The following is an 18,453-nucleotide window of genomic DNA, read 5'->3' on the forward strand; positions in this document are numbered from 1 at the left end:
TTTCTGTTGTTACGATGATATTAACTACGCACCCACTCCCCTGTTAGCGCATCCACCATATAGAGCGGTGTGTCGTGATAATAAATATGATAGACGAGACGCGGTTCTAATTTTCCTGTCGTTGGGTTCTCCATCAACTTGTAGACCAATCGGAGCGGGCGATGGGTGACGTATACGTTAGTCGCGTCTTCCCGTGACATTGCCTTGCTTTTGTCAGGAAACTGCTTAGACTCCATGGTATACGTAGGATCGACTCCGATCACCTGTTTCCTGTCCACATCAAAATGAACCGTATACCCTCCCATAATCGGTACTCCCTGATGGGACTTGAAGAATTGATAGGTTTCGATGTTGCCTTTTCTATCGGCAGAACCAAGTAACAGTTCTTTAGTGTCTAACGGAAGGTATTTCTGAAATTGCTTTGCTGCTTCTTGTACGTTTTCCAGCTTCGGATGAGGGAGCTTTTCCTTTTTCCCATGGATATTTTCATACCGATAGTTCAGAATTTTTCCTGTATCTGTTACTACGGTCAGTTCTATTTTCTGTTTGGTTCGCGTTTCTATTTTGTACGTATGCACTACGTCTGAGCCTTCTTGAATAACGAAGGAAAACGGAGGCTCGAATCCCCACTCCCGAAAAAGTCTATCTGCTTCTTCGATGTCGGGAGCTACCAGCTTTATGCCTCCCGGTTTCACAGGAATTGGCGGCATATCTACTAGACTGTAATCGGGATGATAGCGTTCTGTGGGGTAAATTTCTCCTGTGATAGCATCAATGTCACCTGAAAAAGGAAACTCATATAGCAATCGCCCTTCCCACTCTGAATAGAGCAGCCGGGCACTTTGCCCAAAAATTTGTTCAGCCTGCTTCACTGGCATTGCCTTTTTGGGATCAGGAAAGACCATGCCTGTCGTATCATTTGTCCGTACTTCTTTTTTATGATTCCTGCCCGCCTGGTCAATTGTAAATGTATATTGGTCTTCGAGAACCGGTATGTTGTTCACCGTCTTGTTCATCACGACAACACCTGTATCGGTATTGGATAACATACCATTCACTGCATATTCACTCGCCTCTCGACCTGCCAATTCTTGCAGCAGCTTCTTCGCCTGCTCGTATACAGGATGGGCGGGAAGCTGCGGACTACTTGTTGCCGTCACCTCAGGGTCCATGAGTTCGTTTTGCCCCATCCCAGCCATGATGTACAGCCCAAAGCCAACAGCGATCACGACTGCTGTCATCCCCGCTGTCAACGGATTCATGAACAGCCGTCCCTTCTTGCCAACCCGACTCGTTTCTTGTTCCAGCACAGTACGTAAACTCTCTACAAACTCCTTACGTGGGGGTGTACTTTTTTGCAGAGTCGCTAACCGTTCCAGCATATCTCGTTCATTTTGCCAATCCACTGTACAACTCCCCCTTCTTCGTATTCGACAGTTTGCTATGTAACAGCTTCAGTGCCCGGTGCATCGTCGTTTTCACGTTTGATTCTGAACAATCCAGTATTTCGGCTGTCTCTTTGACGCTGTACTCTTTAATGCCACGCAGAATGACAACCATGCGGTAATGCGGTGGCAATCCCTTGATCGCAGTGATCAATTCCTGCTCGTCCTCCCGGCTTTCTGCTTCCTGAGCAGGATTCCCTTCCGTGGCTGGCATCACAACAGACAGCCAGTTCCCTGACAACAGCTTTTGCCACTTGCGTTTTCGATAGTAATTCATCGCTGTATGCTTCGCGATCGCAAACAGCCATGTCTTCACGTCAGATCGCTCTTCAAATCGTTCAAGCGATCGAATTACTCGCAAAAAAACCTCCTGCGTCAAATCTTCTGCATCATTCTGACTGCCAGCAAAGTACAGCAAAAATTGATACACATCATGATAATGCCGCTCATAGATGGCCATGACCTGATGTTTCATTTCTTCATACAAAGAAGCTCCTCCATTCTCTTGCTGTCGGCTGATCGACTACTTTCCTATAGCGAAAATTTTCTCGGATACCCATTAGTGTCTTGAGCAGGAAAAAGGTTACAGCAGAATGTTTGAAAATGTTCAGGAATGCAACAGCGACGGATGGATCGGGTAGCCTATAATTTACATGAGTCCTGCTACTTTCCTGATAAACACAAGAAGTAAGAACGGAGTGACCTGTATGTATAAACGGCTACTAGCTATCCCGATTGCCGCTTTGCTCCTCGTCCTGACAGCCTGCGGCACTGGTGGACAAACGGGCGATTCAGCGGCATCGAAACCGACCAGATCGATCCATTACTTGGGCAACACTTATACCATTCCGGCCAGAACCAAAGATATTGTTTTCGTAGGCTTCCCCGCTTCGTATGAAGATTCTTTCTTGCTGGGAATCCCGCCCGTCGCAGCTACGACGGATAAAAACGGAAAGTTTCCTGCGGAATATCAAGCCATGATCAGAAATGCCAAGCCTCTCCCTTATCATATTGCAGATAACCTAGGTGAGCTGGTTGCCCTCGAACCTGACGTCATCATGACAACCGACAAGACCTCCAAGGAAGACTTGGCCAAATTGCAAACCGCAGCCTCTGTCATTCCCGTCTCTACAAACGGAGCTCATTGGCAAGAAAACTTGCGTCTGCTCGCTGATGTTCGTGGAAAAGATGCCAATTTAGATACTTTCGTAGGTAAAGTGAAGCAAAACGCACAGGAACTCCGCGACAAGCTCAACCCACTTCCAGAAAAGAAAGTGCTGACGCTGTGGTTCCAAGAAGGCTCCTTCTACGCCTATCCAAAAGACGAACGGTATAATTACCTGTTATATACGGACTTGGCCCTGCCTGTCCCAGATGTCGTCGCGAATATCGAGGAGCGTAGCCCACTCTCGATGGATGCTTTGGCAAAAGAAGATCCCAACTACTTGTTTGTGATGGTCAACAAAGAAGACCAGCCCGCTTTCCAGCATTTGCAAGAACAGCCTGCATGGAAAAATCTACGCGCAGTCAAAGCGGATCAAATGTACATGAATGCAGTTGAACCAGGATTGGCTGGTGGCACGGCCTACAGCAACCAATCGTTTTTAAATGCGATTCGAAAACAGATGCTAAAGATGAGTGAATAAAATGATGGGCTTGGCTCATACTATACTCATCGAGCTCGGTGGTGTGTTTTCAATCAGGCTTAGTCCTTTACGGAGGCGATGTGCCATGGATGATTTACACGATCACCTAGTGAGTAAGGGAAACCGTACACTGCTTTAAGCTTCTAACTTCATACTGGAGGTAGATGCGTCGCACGTGATGATCGGTAGCACCTCAAAACTAACGAGCTCGATATATGCCGTCTCCTTTTGGAGGCGGTTTTATTTCTTTTAAAATCCGTTTGTCGGGCGGTAGTTGTGGGGAGGAAATAGGAGAAAACGCTCAGATTCTTGTCCCACCCGCTGGGGGATTCACTGCCCGGCTCCATGAAAAAAAGCGAAACCCGCGTCCAAAGTCGCCCATTCAGGATGGGAATCAGAGGTGGACGCTAAAAGCTTGTTTCTCTTTTTTTCATTGCGCCTCGGTCGGTGTTTCCAAAGATCTTCGCTTATTTCTCCTGTTTCCTCTACGAGCTTTCCGTGTTAAACGAGTTTTAAAAGCCTTAAAAGATGGAAGAATCTAATCAGTCACGATAGAGAAGAATAGTTCCAGACGTAGCGACTTGTGGAGTCCTACCGAGCGGAGAAGGGATTAGTGGGCAAAAAAAACGCAACGTGCCCTAGCTACGAAGCGGCTACCACTTTTGCGTTTCCCCGCGAATCCCTTCGGAGCGGACAGTCTTAGCCCTCAGCGGGACGGAGCCTGGAGCCTAGACTGGAAATATTCTTCTCTTCACCGCAACCACATAATAGGAACCTAAAATTGGCACTGTAGTGCTGGGGAGGAAACAAGAGAAAACGCTCAGATTCTAGGGCCACCCCCTGAGGGATGGACTGCACGACTCCATGCCAAAAGCGAAACCGCGTCCAAAGTGGTCCATTCAAGATGTTTTTTCAGAGGTGGACGCTTAAAGGCGTGTTTCGCTTTTTGCATTGCGTCTCGGTCGGTGTCCCTAAGATCTTCGCTTATTTCTCCTGTTTCCTCTACGAGCTTCAAGTGTTAAACGGGTTTTTAAAGTCTTAAAAGATTGAAGAATCGCATCTGTCACGGCAGAGAAGAATATTTCCAGACGTAGCGACTTGTGGAGTCCAACCGAGCGGAGAAGGGATTCGCGGGCAAAAGAAACGCAACCGTGCCCACGCGGCGTAGCGGCTACCACTTTTGCGTTTCCCCGCAAATCCCTTCGGAGCGGGCAGTCTCAGCCCTCAGCAGGACGGAGCCTGGAGCCTAGACTGGAAATATTCTTCTCGCCACTACAGCTACATAGAAATTCATGGTTTCTCAAAATATAGTCTACTTTGTCTCCCATTCGACAATATCTCCTAAAGTAAAGAAAATGGATTTCGCTTAACATAGTATATACTGGCAATTATGTAATTAATTTACTCAACTTTGACATCTACTCGATGATAGTTTCTAAACCATTGTCATGAAAGGTTGATGCAAATGTTTAAGAAAGCCTTGGTCATCCTAGCTTTAAGCTCCGTTGTCGCTGTACCCAATTTAGCTGCAACAGCCCAAGGGGCAGCACTACCTTTACAAGGTAAGACGACTCCCTACGTAACAAGTGATATCCAGAAAGATTGGAAAAAGAAAGATGCCCCTACAAGCAAAAACAAAGCATTTGGCGAGGAAATTTGGGTAATGTTAGGCTCCCCTATTCCGTCTGGATGGGTCGTGGTCAGAAGTTCAGGAAATATGAACTTGATTAAGAATCTTAACAATGCTCCTTCTGGTTACGAAGTTTGGGTAATGCTTGGCTCCCCAATTCCAACCGGATGGGTCATAACCAGAAGTTCGGGAAATATGAACTTCATCAGAAATCTCAATAATGCTCCTTCTGGTCAAGAGGTATGGGTAATGCTTGGCTCCCCAATTCCTGACGGATGGGTCATAACCAGAAGTTCGGGAGATATGAACTTCATCAGAAATCTCAATAATGCTCCTTCTGGTCAAGAGGTATGGGTAATGCTTGGCTCCCCAATTCCTGACGGATGGACAATTATCAGATCAACGGGAACAATGAACCTGATCAGACGCATTGGCTAAACAGAACAATTTGCTAATCGCATTCTTCTAGTAGACAAGCTGACGTCGAAGCCCAATCGACATCAGCTTGTTTATTTTTCTGTTCTCTTTCCAAAACTCCAAAGACTTTCCGTATTATCTGATTTTTAAAAGCACTAAAAGAATGAAGAATCGCATCCGTTCCGCCAGAGAAGAAACTTTTCCGTTTCCCCGTTAATCCCTTTGGAGCGGGCAGTCCAGTCTTCCCCTCGGACGAAGCACTGAACGAAGACTAGGAATGTTTTTTCCCCCGTAGCCACATAAGAGGAACCTTAAATTGGCGCTGTAGTGCTGGGGAGGAAACAGGAGAAAACGCTCAGATTCTAGGGCCACCCCCTGAGGGATGGACTGCACGACTCCATGCCAAAAGCGAAACCGCGTCCAAAGTGGTCCATTCAAGATGTTTTTTCAGAGGTGGACGCTTAAAGGCGTGTTTCGCTTTTTGCATTGCGCCTCGGTCGGTGTCCCTAAGATCTTCGCTTATTTCTCCTGTTTCCTCTACGAGCTTCTAGTGTTAAACGGGTTTTAAAGTCTTAAAAGATTGAAGAATCGCATCTGTTACGGCAGAGAAGAATATTTCCAGACGTAGCGACTTGTGGAGTCCTACCGAGCGGAGAAGGGATTTGCGGGCAAAAGAAACGTAACCGTGCCCACGCGGCGTAGCGGCTACCACTTTTGCATTTCCCCGCTAATTCCTTCGGAGCGGACAGTCTTAGCCCCCAGCAGGACGGAGCCTGGAGCCTAGACTGGAAATATTCTTCTCTTCACCGCAACCACATAAGTAGGAACCTTAAATTGGCACTGTAGTGCTGGGGAGGAAACAGGAGAAAACTCTCAGATTCTAGGGCCACCCCCTGAGGGATGGACTGCACGACTCCATGCAAAAAGCGAAACCGCGTCCAAAGTGGTCCATTCAAGATGTGTTTCAGAGGTGGACGCTTAAGAGCGTCTTTCGCTTTTTGCATTCCGCCTCGGTCGGCGTCCCTAAGATCTTCGCTTATTTCTCCTGTTTCCTCTACGAGCTTCAAGTGTTAAACGGGTTTTTAAAGTCTTAAAAGATTGAAGAATCGCATCTGTCACGGCAGAGAAGAATATTTCCAGACGTAGCGACTTGTGGAGTCCTACCGAGCGGAGAAGGGATTAGCGGGCAAAAGAAACGCAACCGTGCCCACGCGGCGTAGCGGCTACCACTTTTGCGTTTCCCCGCTAATTCCTTCGGAGCGGACAGTCTTAGCCCCCAGCAGGACGGAGCCTGGAGCCTAGACTGGAAATATTCTTCTCTTCACCGCAGTCACATAATAGGAACCTTAAATTAGCGCTGTAGTGCTGGGGAGGAAACAGGAGAAAACGCTCAGATTCTAGGGCCACCCCCTGAGGGATTGACTGCACGACTCCATGCAAAAAGCGAAACCGCGTCCAAAGTGGTCCATTCAAGATGTTTTTTCAGAGGTGGACGCTTAAAGGCGTGTTTCGCTTTTTGCATTGCGTCTCGGTCGGTGTCCCTAAGATCTTCGCTTATTTCTCCTGTTTCCTCTACGAGCTTCAAGTGTTAAACGGGTTTTAAAGTCTTAAAAGATTGAAGAATCGCATCTGTCACGGCAGAGAAGAATATTTCCAGACGTAGCGACTTGTGGAGTCCTACCGAGCGGAGAAGGGATTCGCGGGCAACAGAAACGCAACCGTGCCCACGCGGCGTAGCGGCTACCACTTTTGCGTTTCCCCGCTAATTCCTTCGGAGCGGGCAGTCTCAGCCCTCAGCAGGACGGAGCCTGGAGCCTAGACTGGAAATATTCTTCTCTTCACCGCAGCCACATAGAAAAAGACCCTTGCTTTTAAACAAAGGTCTTCTCCATCGAAAACATTATTCACCTAAATCAACGTTATGGTACACCTGCTGCACATCGTCCAAGTCTTCCAAAGCATCGATCAGCTTTTCGAATTGAGCTTGTACATCTTCTGTCAGCGTTACTTCGTTTTGTGGCAGCATGGTCAGTTCAGCTACGGTAAACTCTGCGACGCCACCGTTTTTGAGTGCTTCTTGTACAGCGTGGAACTGTTCTGCATCTGCGTAAACAATGACAGCACCGTCTTCTTCCAAAATGTCGCGCACATCTACGTCCGCTTCCATCAAGATTTCCAACACTTCATCAGAAGTTTTGCCTTCCAAGCCAAATACCGCTGTTGGGTCAAACATATAAGCAACAGAACCGGATACGCCCATGTTCCCGCCATTTTTGTTGAAAGCAGCACGCACTTCAGGAGCTGTGCGGTTTACGTTGTTGGTCAGTGCATCCACGATGATCATGGAACCGTTTGGCCCGAAGCCTTCATAGCGCAGCTCGCTAAACGTTTCATCAGAGCCGCCCTTTGCTTTATCAATCGCGCGGTCGATAATTGCTTTCGGTACGCTGTACGTTTTGGCACGCTCCAGGACGACCTTCAGAGCACGGTTGGACTCTGGGTCCGGCTCGCCTTGCTTTGCCGCTACATATATTTCCTTCCCGAACTTCGCGTAAATACGACTGGTGCTCGCGTCTTTAGAAGCTTTCTTCTCTTTAATATTGTTCCACTTACGACCCATAATCCCACTCTCTTTCAATATGACAGATTAAATATGAATACTCCGGATTCCTTTTACACACTAGCCTATTATACCTCAATCTTATGAAATATGTTAAGCAGTGGAAGAATTTAAAAGCACAGCCCCTGATTAGGAGAGCTGTGCTTTGCCTTCAGAATGTTATTTCTTGGTCAATCCTTCGTAAATCGTCTTGATATTCCATTCCATCATTTTGATGTACGTATCGCCATCTTCTCCCGGCTTTCCGAGAGAGTCCGTAAATACTTTCCCGACAATCGGTACACCCGTTTCATTCGATACCATCTCCATGCTGCGCGGATCGATACTCGTCTCTACGAACAAAGCCGGGATTTTTTTCGCACGGATCGTATCAACCACCTGCGTGACCTGCTCAGGCGTTCCTTGGTTCTCCGAGTTGATTTCCCAAATGTATGCGGCTTCAAAATCGTAGGCTTCGCTGAAATATTTGAACGCTCCTTCGCTCGTCACGAGCACACGCTGTTCCTTTGGAATCTGGCTATATTGCTTAACCGCTTCCTCGTGCAGAGCAGTCAGCTGTTCGATGTATTTCTTGGCGTTTTGCTCATACGTTTCCTTGTGGGCTGGGTCCACCTTGATCAGGGCATTTTTTGCATTCTCCGCATACTTGATTCCATTGCGTACATCCAACCAAGCGTGCGGATCTTCTTCACTCTCTTTGCCTTTGGTCGTCAAGTGTTTGGCCGCTACACCCTCACTGAGTCGGAACACGGGTGCATCCGGACCTGATTTGCCCGCTGTATTCATGAGATTATTGAACCATGAGTTACCCGCCTCCAGATTCAAGCCGTTGTAGAAAACAGCGTCTGCATCCGTCGTTTTTTGCACGTCAGCAGGCAGTGGATCATATTCATGAGGATTGGAGCCAATCGGAGCGAGACTATGGATCTCTACCCGATCTCCCCCAATGTTTTTCACGATGTCATACAGGATGGAATACGTGGTCACGACCTGCAGCTTGTCACTATCTGATTTCGTGGGCTCGTTCGCACTTTGCGGAGCACCACACGCTGCCATCAATGCGGTTGATATAAGAAAAACGAAAAACAGATTCCACTTCTTCATGACGATAATCTCCTTTACTTTGAGAGCTCGACTCGTTTTTGCCGGGCTCGGATTGATTTCCATACCACCCCGTGTTTTCGGGAGAAGAGAAAGGCCAGGAAGAATAGCACGGTTGCAACCACGACAATCGTGGCACCAGAGGCCAAATTATAGGTAAAGCTAAAATAAAGGCCGATAACCGAAGACAGCATCCCAAAACCGCCAGCCAAAAAGATCATGATCGACAAGCGGTCGGTCAAAAGATAGGCGGTAGCAGCCGGTGTAATCAGCATGGCGACGACTAACACGATTCCGACAGTCTGCAAGGAAGCGACAGTTACCATCGTCAGCAAGGTCATCAGCAAGTAATGAATGAGGTTGTTACGCAAGCCGTAAGCAGCAGCAATGGTTGGATCGAACGAAGTCAGTAACAGTTCTTTGAAAAAAGCGTAGACTGTCACGATGACGACGACCCCGATGCCAACCGTCACCCACATGTCTGACGAACGCACAGCCAATACATTCCCGAACAAAATGTGATACAAATCGGTACTGCTTTTCAGCATCGTAACCATGATGATCCCGATCGCAAAGGCGGATGTGAACAATATCCCAATCGCCGTGTCGTTCTTGATGCGGCTATTTTGGCTCACGTAGCCAATTCCAACAGCAGTGAGCACACCCGTTAAAACAGCACCTACAAAGAAATTGATTCCAAATGCATAGGAGAGGGCCACCCCAGGCAAAACAGCATGTGAGATGGCATCCCCCATCAAGGACATTCCCCGCAAGATGATAAAGCTACCTATAACGCCGCAGATTAATCCAACCACTACAGATGTAAACAATGCTTTTTGCAAAAATTCATACTGTCCAATTGCCATCAAGAAATCCATTATGCAAGCACCTCGGTCTTTTCGAGAAATTGGAGCTGATAGGCGTATGCTTTCGACATGACTTCTCGATTCAGTACTTCATCGACCGTACCGAACTTGATCAATTCTTTGTTCATCAGTAGAAGCTGATCAAAATACGCATTCGCTTTCGACAAGTCATGATGGACGACGACAATCGTTTTGTCCTGAAGCTGCAGCTCTTTCAAGATGCGAATGATTGTGTCCTCGCTCGCCACATCAATCCCCACAAACGGCTCGTCCAGAAGCAGCAGCTCCGGTTTTTGCGCAAGTGCCCTTGCTAGGAAGACACGCTGTTGCTGCCCGCCGGATAGCTCCCCAATCTGCCTGTCGCGGAAATCCTCCAGTCCTACTCTTCTCAGGCATTCCAGCGCCCACGCTTTTTCCTTTTTCTTCGGAAATTTGAACAGTCCGACACTTGGATATGTCCCGATCAGCACTGTATCCATGACGGTGATCGGAAACGTCCAATCAATCATGCTCCGCTGTGGTACATAGGCGATTTTCTTCCGGAATTCATTTGTCTCTTTACCAAAAATCCGCACATTCCCCTTATCTCTCGGAATGAGTTCCAAGAGAGCCTTGATCAGGGTTGACTTCCCTGCCCCGTTTGGACCGATGATTCCAACCATGCTCCCTAGCTCAACGTTAAATGAGACATCCCGAACAACTTCGTTCCCAAAGTAAGAGACATGCAGATCCCTTACTGCAATAGCAGAATCCATGATTTTTCCCTCCAAATAATAGCCCGTTATATGATCCCGCTCAAAAACCAATGATGAAACGGGTAATTCCTATATGCCCACACACAAAAATGTAGTCTTGTACCAATAATATTCGCCCAAGCAAACTAATATGCTTGTGTATAAAAAAGTTGCCCTAATGCAAAATTAAATGATTTCCATTCCCATGTCAATATATTCTTTTTTCTGAGATACAAAAAAGAAGTGTAGTCCTTGTTTAAAAGAACCAACACTTCCAAAATGTTCCTATTTCGTTCATAATTAAAAGCTTTTTTTCTATAAAAATAAATAAACATATGTGAAACAACAATAGTTATGTTAATATGAACATTATGTGTTTGATAAAAATCTAAAAATTAAAAACTAACTAAAAATAGAGAGGTGGATCGTATGCAGGATCAAAAATTGGAGAGAGGTCTAAAAAACAGACACGTACAACTCATCGCGATCGGTGGTGCAATCGGTACAGGATTATTTTTGGGCGCAGGAAAATCGATTCATTTGGCCGGCCCATCCATCTTATTTGCTTACTTGATTACGGGCATCATCTGCTTTTTAATTATGCGCTCACTCGGGGAGCTCCTCTTGAGCAACTTGAACTACCATTCTTTTGTGGATTTCGTCAAAGACTATTTGGGGAATATGGCCGCATTTGTCACGGGCTGGACGTACTGGTTTTGCTGGATTTCGATCGCCATGGCCGACCTGACAGCTGTTGGTCTGTATACGCAATACTGGTTTCCGGAAATACCGCAGTGGATGCCAGGCTTGATCGCCCTCGTGATTTTGTTAATCATGAATCTGGCTACAGTGAAGCTTTTTGGAGAAATGGAATTTTGGTTCGCGCTCGTTAAGGTCATCGCGATTCTCGCCCTGATTTTTGTCGGCATTTTCATGATCATCAAGGGCTTTTCTACGAATGCTGGTGCGTCCAGCTTCACGAATCTCTGGAGTCATGGCGGTATGTTCCCGAACGGCTTTAATGGGTTCCTTCTCTCCTTCCAGATGGTCGTGTTCGCATTTGTTGGGATCGAGCTCGTCGGTCTGACAGCCGGTGAAACAGAAGACCCAAAACGAGTCATTCCAAAAGCGATTAACCAAATCCCGATTCGGATTTTGATATTCTACGTTGGCGCACTCATCGTCATCATGAGCATTTATCCTTGGAACGCGATCAACCCGTTGGAGAGTCCATTCGTGCAGGTCTTCGCAGCGATTGGCATTGCAGCCGCTGCCGGTATCGTCAACTTTGTCGTACTGACATCCGCAGCTTCCGCATGTAATAGCGCCATTTTCAGTACAAGCCGGATGGTTTACTCCCTTGCCAAAGAAAAGAATGCCCCTGTGCCCCTTACCAAACTGACTGCCAACAAGGTCCCAGCAAATGCCCTATTCTTTTCGACGGTTGTCATTCTGATCGCAGTCGTATTGAACTACGTCATGCCAGAAGGTGTATTTACACTGATCACAAGCGTTTCGACCGTTTGTTTTATCTTTATTTGGGGAATCACGGTCATCTGCCATTTAAAATATCGCAAAACGAGACCAGAATTAGCAAAAGCGAATCCATTTAAAATGCCGCTCTATCCTTTTGCCAATTACCTGATCCTGGCATTCCTTGCCTTCATTCTGGTCGTCCTTGCACTCGCGGAAGATACACGAGTCTCCTTGTTCATCACACCTGTGTGGTTTATTTTACTCGTCGCGATTTACAAACTGCGGAAAACGAAGACAAATGAAATAGAGGTAGCAGAACACTAAGCAGCGCCTCCTATTTTCACTCTCAACAACGGTGAAAATGGGAGGTGCTTTATTTTGGGATATCCTCGCAATGCTCCCCTTCAAATACCCCTTCGATCACAAGCCCCTTTTTGCACTTGAGATAATACATAAACGGAAAATAGGAGACGACCCCAAAAAGAGCTGCGCCCAATCCATACAGTAGCGGTACAGAAAGCACGTGTAAGATTCCCGCTGTCCATCCCTCCACCTGCATACTGAAGAGCATAGCTTCCGAGGCCCTCAACTGCCCCATTACGAGTAATAATAGAAAACGGATAGCCCCATCCAAACCCCCGATCGAAACCCCTGCTCCCACGCACAGCTTTAGGTAGGATGATATTTTTATGTATTTGACTTTTACTCTTGTCATACACCGCACCCTCTTTTTCAACATTTTTTTTAAGAAAACTAGCTTCCTTCCGCTTCGATGTGTACGATATGTAAAAAACCAAATCCAGCATGAGGTGATAGTAAACATGACACAGCAGCATTCCTCCTTTGCAAGACCTCCACTCGCAGATTGCATACCTGATCTCGTTGCCTTTTCCAGAGGGGAGAAAAAAGCAACCCTCTTCATCCATAACGGCTCTCTCGTCAATGTTCTCTCCGGTGAAATCTTGCCGAATATGTCCGTCGCTGTCGTTGGCACCCGCATCGCCTATGTCGGTCCTTTTGTGGAAGGGATGACGGATGAATCCACTAAGGTCATCGATGCAAAAGGAAAGTATATGGCACCAGGACTGTTGGACGGGCACTGTCATATCGAAAGCAGCATGCTGTCCGTCACGCAGTTCGCCAATGCGGTACTGCCGCTCGGAACGACAGGCGGCTTTTTCGATGCTCATGAGATCTCGAATGTTCTCGGTCTCCCTGGGTTGCGCATCATGCTGGATGAGGCGAGACAAACACCGATGGCTGCTTACATGCAGGTCGCTTCCTGCGTCCCTTCAACGGATGCTTCTTTTGAAACGGCTGGGGCAGAATTCGGACCAGCGGAGGTCGCGGAAGCATTGAGCTGGGGACCCGATATGATCGCACTCGGGGAAGTCATGAATTTCCCAGGGGTCGTGTACGGAGACCCGAAAATGATTGGAGAGATTCAAGCGACACTGCGGGCAGGAAAAGTAGTGGATGGTCACTATACATGGCCGTCAAGTGATCCGCGTCTGGCTGCTTATGCAGCTGCGGGTGTAACCGGCGACCATGAGTGTGTGACCAGCGAAGATGTCGCACAGCGCGTACGCCTCGGCATGTATGCCAAAATGCGCCGCGGCTCTGCGTGGCACGATGTTGCAGCAACGATCAAAGCACACACCGAACAGGGCATTGACTCCCGCCGGATGATGCTCGTGTCCGATGACCGCATCTGTGACTCGTTGAAAGAAGAAGGACATATGAACTTCATCGTCAGACACGCGATCTCGCAAGGAGTGAAGCCAGTTACTGCCTTCCAGATGGCGACCATCAATACAGCAGAACGATTCGGTGTTGCAAGAGATGTAGGCTCGATCGCACCGGGTATCATCGCCGATATCATTTTGCTCGACGGGAATCTGGCTGATGTGAATGTCGTGATGACGATCGCACGCGGTGAAGTAGTGGCGGAAAACGGTGAAATGACGCTCGAACTTCCTCCGTTCCCTTACCCTGAGTTTGCTGTCAACTCTGTGAAAATCAAGGCTGAGCTCACTCCATCTGACTTCATCATCAAGACCCCTGTTCCGTCTGGGACGATCAAGACACGCGTAGCAGTTGTCCGCGAAAATCACGTAGAGACGGACGAAGTGTTTGTGGATGTGGCTGTCGCAAATGGTGAGCTTCAGATTACACCAGAGAGCACCTTGTGCAAAATGGCTGTTTTCGAACGCCATGGGAAAACAGGCGGCTCTGGCATCGGGATTGTCGGCAATGTCGGTTTTAACCAGCCAGCAGCGATTGCCATGACTGTCGCCCATGACTGCCATAACGTGCTTGTCATTGGAAACGATGATGAACGGATGGCACAAGCAGCCAATGCTGTGATCGGCATGCAAGGCGGTATCGCTGTTGTGACTGGAGACGGCGAAATTGTGGAGCTCCCGCTGCGTTTAGCTGGACTGATGTCGACCGAGCCTTATGAAACAGTTGTGCAGCAATCCATGGAGATTAGCCAAGCATTGGTGAAGGCTGGCTGCACGATGAACTATGCCTTTATGACATTGTCTTTGCTTGCACTGGTCGTCATTCCGACCTTGCACATATCGGATACGGGCTTGATTCGCATTTCAGATGCAGGATTTGAGCGGGTATCACTGTTTGTGGAATAACGATGCCATCCCCTCTTTTGCGAATGTGCAGGAGGGGGTTTTCTCTTTTCGCTACCTTATTCTTCGATCAACTGAACCACTTTGCATAACTGATAGAAATAGAAAACCCCACGCAATTGTTCGAGATTCATCTGATCCAAATAGCGCAGCGTTTCCAAAGCGATGCTTCGCGCCTCTTTCACATCCTCTTCATCCATGTTCGCGATGGCTTCCTTCAGCTCTACAACCGATAAGGAATAGACAGCGGGTCGCAGCGTACGAAGTAGCATGATTTTACGGATTTGCGAGCGATTGAAGAGACGGTAGCCATTTTTCTCATCGCGGGAAGTCGTAATGAGTCCAACCTTTTCCCAGTGGCGGATGGTTGAGCTGGGTAATGAAGTCATGGTTGCGACCTCTCCAATCGTCATCCATTCGCTGTTTCCAGCTTCCTCACCCTTTCCTGCTTGGCTGTCTTCCAGCATTGCTACGTTTCGTTCGGCTAACTGCTTGTCCCGCTGCAAATTAGCCTGTACCTCATTCACACGCCACAGAGCTTCCTGCAACTGTCTATCCTGGATCAATCGCATCACCTGCGCCGTCACTTCCATCCCAAAGCCAAGAGACATGGCTTGAATACAGGTAAAATAAGCGACGTGTTCCTCCGTATACTTCCGGTAGCCGCTCGCTGACCGCTCCACAGGCGGAACTAACCCGTGCGCTTCATAATTGCGCAAGGCGCTTGTGCTCAGCTTCAGCTTACGTGCAAGATCAATGGGACGCATGGCAGCCAGCCTCCTTTCTGATTTTCTTCCAAAAAGATTAAACCTGAGTTGTAAAGTTACTTCAACCCGGACCTTCTTTATTCCTTTTATTTTAGAGAAACCTTAGAATTCGCACCAATGTTGTAAGATAAAATGTGACAAGTGGAAGGAGGCGCATTAACTCATGCACAAAGCTGAATTCGAAAGGCAACTGACAACGCTCATTCAAAAGGGCTATCCTGAAATGGCTGGCATGACAGCTGATGAATTTACGAAAAATCTGGCCCCGCTGCAATCACTAGCAGAAGCTCTCCCCATTCAAGAAGACGACCAGCAAGAGGGTTTCGTACCCTTTGTTCTCGTTGTGAAAGGCGATTGGTTCGATGGAGAAAAAGCAATGCAAGCAATCCAGCGGCAAAAGAAAGCTGGCTTCAGTGTCATGGATACGGAAGAAATCAGGCGGTTTACACCCATCGAGGGCATCGAGATTCCTACTGGAATGGCTTACCTGATGACCGAAATTGATACGGGAAAAGAGACGCTAAACGTCACTCCGAATGATGCGATGCCCATCCTCTTGGAGCAACAGCGTTCTCCGCTCACGCTGGAGGAAGGGATTGCCCTGATCACCCACTTCCCTGATCTGTTAAAGAAAAACAATGGCTTTTCTCTGCTCGGCTCTCGTTGTGGCGACCGACGCGTAACGGCCATGTGGATCAGCGAAAATAAACCGAAGCTCGGCTGGTGCTGGGCTGGCAATCCACATACGTGGCTCGGTTCGGCTTCCTGCCAAGCTCGTTTGGACGAAAAAAAACCTTGATTTCACATTCAATATACATAAGCAGGATTAGACAATAAAATTAAAAGCCTGTATCTACTTTTACCAAGTAATTGTAGATACAGGCTCTTTTCTAGGCATTTATCACGTGAGAAGTGATTTAAGGGATTCAAATTTGCATTTCATCCAAAAGCTATCTATATAAAGTCTATAGGTTGTATCATGTTTATGATAGAACTTTAAAATAAAGGTAATGGAACGAGGGTACATCATTTATGTATAGAGTGGCTATTTGCGATGATGAGGAGAAACATAGAGAGTTTGTTAAAAGCATTCTAATTACATTGTCGATAAAGACAAATATTGAATTTGCAATCGAATTATTCGACTCGGGAGAGCAGTTGGCATCTTATTATGAGCGCCATGAAATTCCATTCCATATTTTAATTTTGGACATTGAAATGGGTGGAATGAACGGAATTCAAACAGCCCGAACAATAAGAGGGTTAAATAACCTGGATGAACAAATTATTTTTCTGACAAGTTACCCCCAATATATGGTGGAAAGTTTTGACGTCATGACATTCCAGTACTTGATAAAGCCTATTGCACCTTCGATCTTGGAGGAGAAAATCATCAAGCTACACCAATACTTTCAAGCACTTGATAAAAAGTATATGGTCATCAAGTCAGGCTATGAAGAAGTCGTATTAAAATATGATGAACTTATTAGTATTGAAGCTGCCAAAAGCTTAACCATAAAAAGCAAGCTTCATTTTACGACCACGAATCAAACCTATGAAAGCAAAGGCATCATTTCTGATTATGCTCTGGCCTTAAAGGATTGTAACTTCATACAAATCCATCGTTCCATTATTATTAATCTGCTACATGTGAAGAAATTTGCTAGCGGAGTGGTTCTCATGTCCAATGGGAAGGAATTGCCTATAGGCCGTTCTAAAATGAAAGAGGTAAAAGATACTTACACCAAATTTATGATTATGAAGGTCGATTGATATGATTCAAAATAATTTTCCGATTGTCTTTTGCATTATACTTCTGATGGGTTTGCAAGTTAATTTTTTCTTCAATTCGGTTTTTGACAAATCAGCTAAAAAACAAAACCGATTCATTTACTTCATTATCTTTGGGCTGCTCGATTACCTATATTTGGTTATACCAGCCTCTCTTATTTTATCTTCGATTCTTTCTTTTCTTGTGATATTTAGTTTTGCGCAATCTTATACAGTAGAATTTAAAACGAAGTTTACTTTTTCTATACTTTACTGTGTTTTAGTATCTCTCTCTTATTTTATATCGCTCTATTTATTTTATTCCCTAGATTCAGTTGACTTTAGCTTTAACCCTATAAATGAACAAGATCAAATAGCCAATACGAAAGCTATTTTACTCGGTTCCATGATCATGTTTGCGATCATTCAGATCATACGACTACTTGCAAAACGTAGAAGTTTCTCTTTGGATAATCGTTACTACGTATTATTCTTGGTTATTCCTGTCGTAAGTATATACCAGCTGAGTATTCTAACTTATAAGGACGTTTATTCTTTCATTTCCGTCATTGGATTTCTTCTCTTAAATATTATCATTTTCTATATTTTTGATAATATCGTTGATAAATTTCAATTTATGCATGAGAATTCGCAATTGCAAAATCAAATGGACTATCAAGATGCGAATTACGAAAAAACAGTTCACAGCTTCAAATCGATTAAACGAATCATTCATGATACGAACCAACAGCTTTTGTATATCGAAGAATGTATTAAGCGAAATGAGTTAGAAGCGGCAATGGAACATATCAAGACTACTTTAAATAAAGTCGAAGGAGCCTATCATCGTGTTAATACGGGGAATCTGGCTATAGATGCCCTTGTCACAAATACACTTAATATCGGACAAGCCAATGGTATAAGAATAGATACGAAGATTAACCTATATTCCCAGGAAGTAAATATTGACCGTTATGACTTATGTGTAGCCCTAGGAAATATGCTAGATAACGCAATTGAAGCATCTAAACGAGTAAAAATTGCAGAAGATAGGTACATTCTAATCAAAATATATTCTACCGAGTCTACCCTTCTCATTCACATCTTGAATCATATGGAGAATGAAGTTGCCTATTTGCACAGTCAAAAATCAAACGCGGAATTTCATGGTATTGGATTAACAAACATAGCTAGAATCTGTGACAAGTACGGTGGTCATATGACCATAGAAACGAAACATAAAGAATTTAACAATATGGTCCTGCTTCCATATTAAAGCAACAATCCTTAGACAACATGTTGTTTAGGGATTGTTTTTTTCGTTTCAGGGTCA

General features: G+C 45.9%; 15 protein-coding genes. 7 read left to right on the forward strand and 8 right to left on the reverse strand.

Annotated elements, in window-relative coordinates:
* Positions 1-20 precede the first annotated feature (20 nt).
* Positions 21-1,406 (reverse strand): hypothetical protein, encoded by a 1,386-nt coding sequence (locus FB479_RS07785; RefSeq protein ID WP_142063907.1) that lies wholly within the window; start codon positions 1,404-1,406, stop codon positions 21-23.
* Positions 1,390-1,932 carry an RNA polymerase sigma factor gene (locus FB479_RS07790; RefSeq protein WP_106654286.1) on the reverse strand — a complete coding sequence of 181 codons (543 nt, stop codon included), beginning with the start codon at positions 1,930-1,932 and terminating at the stop codon, positions 1,390-1,392. Before FB479_RS07790 ends, FB479_RS07785 begins: the two co-directional genes overlap by 17 nt.
* A 220-nt stretch (positions 1,933-2,152) precedes the next feature.
* Between FB479_RS07790 and FB479_RS07795 the strand changes: the two genes are divergently transcribed.
* The gene (locus FB479_RS07795; protein ID WP_142063910.1) at positions 2,153-3,091 is read left to right on the forward strand and encodes an ABC transporter substrate-binding protein; all 939 of its coding nucleotides are present in this window, start codon (positions 2,153-2,155) and stop codon (positions 3,089-3,091) included.
* 1,465 nt (positions 3,092-4,556) lie between these two features.
* Entirely contained in the window at positions 4,557-5,159 is a 603-nt protein-coding gene (locus FB479_RS07805) for a hypothetical protein (RefSeq protein WP_142063913.1), read from the forward strand.
* A 1,879-nt stretch (positions 5,160-7,038) separates the two neighbouring features.
* Here the strand turns inward: FB479_RS07805 and FB479_RS07820 are convergent.
* The 4 genes from FB479_RS07820 to FB479_RS07835 all read right to left on the reverse strand — a co-directional run bounded on the left by FB479_RS07820 (position 7,039) and on the right by FB479_RS07835 (position 10,480).
* On the reverse strand, positions 7,039-7,758 hold the full coding sequence (locus tag FB479_RS07820; protein WP_106654701.1) for a YebC/PmpR family DNA-binding transcriptional regulator: 720 nt from the start codon (positions 7,756-7,758) through the stop codon (positions 7,039-7,041).
* 159 nt (positions 7,759-7,917) lie between these two features.
* Positions 7,918-8,862 (reverse strand): metal ABC transporter substrate-binding protein, encoded by a 945-nt coding sequence (locus FB479_RS07825; RefSeq protein ID WP_142063919.1) that lies wholly within the window; start codon positions 8,860-8,862, stop codon positions 7,918-7,920.
* 14 nt (positions 8,863-8,876) lie between these two features.
* Positions 8,877-9,737 (reverse strand): metal ABC transporter permease, encoded by an 861-nt coding sequence (locus FB479_RS07830; protein ID WP_106654699.1) that lies wholly within the window; start codon positions 9,735-9,737, stop codon positions 8,877-8,879.
* Positions 9,737-10,480, reverse strand: coding sequence for a metal ABC transporter ATP-binding protein (locus FB479_RS07835; protein WP_106654698.1), 744 nt, complete (start codon positions 10,478-10,480; stop codon positions 9,737-9,739). The genes FB479_RS07830 and FB479_RS07835 overlap by 1 nt, the downstream gene beginning before the upstream one ends.
* 408 nt (positions 10,481-10,888) lie before the next feature.
* Between FB479_RS07835 and FB479_RS07840 the strand changes: the two genes are divergently transcribed.
* Complete coding sequence (locus tag FB479_RS07840; protein WP_106654697.1) at positions 10,889-12,259, forward strand: amino acid permease; 1,371 nt, start codon at positions 10,889-10,891, stop codon at positions 12,257-12,259.
* A gap of 49 nt (positions 12,260-12,308) precedes the next feature.
* Here the strand turns inward: FB479_RS07840 and FB479_RS07845 are convergent, their stop codons facing one another.
* Complete coding sequence (locus FB479_RS07845) at positions 12,309-12,650, reverse strand: hypothetical protein (RefSeq protein WP_106654705.1); 342 nt, start codon at positions 12,648-12,650, stop codon at positions 12,309-12,311.
* A gap of 106 nt (positions 12,651-12,756) precedes the next feature.
* On the opposite strand from FB479_RS07845, the gene FB479_RS07850 reads away from it, so the two are divergent.
* Positions 12,757-14,586: an adenine deaminase gene (locus FB479_RS07850; RefSeq protein WP_106654696.1), complete on the forward strand. Its 1,830-nt coding sequence runs from the start codon at positions 12,757-12,759 to the stop codon at positions 14,584-14,586.
* Between the two features lie 56 nt (positions 14,587-14,642).
* On the opposite strand, the gene FB479_RS07855 is transcribed toward FB479_RS07850, so the two are convergent.
* Positions 14,643-15,350, reverse strand: a complete 708-nt coding sequence (locus tag FB479_RS07855) for a MerR family DNA-binding transcriptional regulator (protein ID WP_142063922.1) — start codon at positions 15,348-15,350, stop codon at positions 14,643-14,645.
* Between the two features lie 163 nt (positions 15,351-15,513).
* Between FB479_RS07855 and FB479_RS07860 the strand changes: the two genes are divergently transcribed.
* The 3 genes from FB479_RS07860 (at position 15,514) to FB479_RS07870 (ending at position 18,396) form a co-directional block, all read left to right on the forward strand.
* Positions 15,514-16,149 carry a DUF5701 family protein gene (locus FB479_RS07860; RefSeq protein ID WP_106654694.1) on the forward strand — a complete coding sequence of 212 codons (636 nt, stop codon included), beginning with the start codon at positions 15,514-15,516 and terminating at the stop codon, positions 16,147-16,149.
* Positions 16,150-16,382: 233 nt separating this feature from the next.
* The gene (locus FB479_RS07865) at positions 16,383-17,123 is read left to right on the forward strand and encodes a LytR/AlgR family response regulator transcription factor (RefSeq protein ID WP_142063925.1); all 741 of its coding nucleotides are present in this window, start codon (positions 16,383-16,385) and stop codon (positions 17,121-17,123) included.
* A gap of 1 nt (position 17,124) precedes the next feature.
* On the forward strand, positions 17,125-18,396 hold the full coding sequence (locus FB479_RS07870) for a sensor histidine kinase (protein ID WP_142063928.1): 1,272 nt from the start codon (positions 17,125-17,127) through the stop codon (positions 18,394-18,396).
* Positions 18,397-18,453 lie beyond the last annotated feature (57 nt).

The organism is Brevibacillus sp. AG162 (assembly GCF_006715575.1).
Taxonomy (GTDB): Bacteria; Bacillota; Bacilli; order Brevibacillales; family Brevibacillaceae; genus Brevibacillus; species Brevibacillus brevis.

Excerpts from the sequence above, each read along its gene's own strand:
- FB479_RS07795 (WP_142063910.1), top strand. The coding sequence starts at position 2,153 with ATGTATAAACGGCTACTAGCTATCCCGATTGCCGCTTTGCTCCTCGTC.
- FB479_RS07865 (WP_142063925.1), top strand. The coding sequence starts at position 16,383 with ATGTATAGAGTGGCTATTTGCGATGATGAGGAGAAACATAGAGAGTTT.
- FB479_RS07860 (WP_106654694.1), top strand. The coding sequence starts at position 15,514 with ATGCACAAAGCTGAATTCGAAAGGCAACTGACAACGCTCATTCAAAAG.
- FB479_RS07825 (WP_142063919.1), bottom strand. The coding sequence starts at position 8,862 with ATGAAGAAGTGGAATCTGTTTTTCGTTTTTCTTATATCAACCGCATTG.
- FB479_RS07845 (WP_106654705.1), bottom strand. The coding sequence starts at position 12,650 with ATGACAAGAGTAAAAGTCAAATACATAAAAATATCATCCTACCTAAAG.
- FB479_RS07855 (WP_142063922.1), bottom strand. The coding sequence starts at position 15,350 with ATGCGTCCCATTGATCTTGCACGTAAGCTGAAGCTGAGCACAAGCGCC.
- FB479_RS07820 (WP_106654701.1), bottom strand. The coding sequence starts at position 7,758 with ATGGGTCGTAAGTGGAACAATATTAAAGAGAAGAAAGCTTCTAAAGAC.
- FB479_RS07840 (WP_106654697.1), top strand. The coding sequence starts at position 10,889 with ATGCAGGATCAAAAATTGGAGAGAGGTCTAAAAAACAGACACGTACAA.
- FB479_RS07830 (WP_106654699.1), bottom strand. The coding sequence starts at position 9,737 with ATGGATTTCTTGATGGCAATTGGACAGTATGAATTTTTGCAAAAAGCA.
- FB479_RS07805 (WP_142063913.1), top strand. The coding sequence starts at position 4,557 with ATGTTTAAGAAAGCCTTGGTCATCCTAGCTTTAAGCTCCGTTGTCGCT.
- FB479_RS07870 (WP_142063928.1), top strand. The coding sequence starts at position 17,125 with ATGATTCAAAATAATTTTCCGATTGTCTTTTGCATTATACTTCTGATG.
- FB479_RS07835 (WP_106654698.1), bottom strand. The coding sequence starts at position 10,480 with ATGGATTCTGCTATTGCAGTAAGGGATCTGCATGTCTCTTACTTTGGG.
- FB479_RS07850 (WP_106654696.1), top strand. The coding sequence starts at position 12,757 with ATGACACAGCAGCATTCCTCCTTTGCAAGACCTCCACTCGCAGATTGC.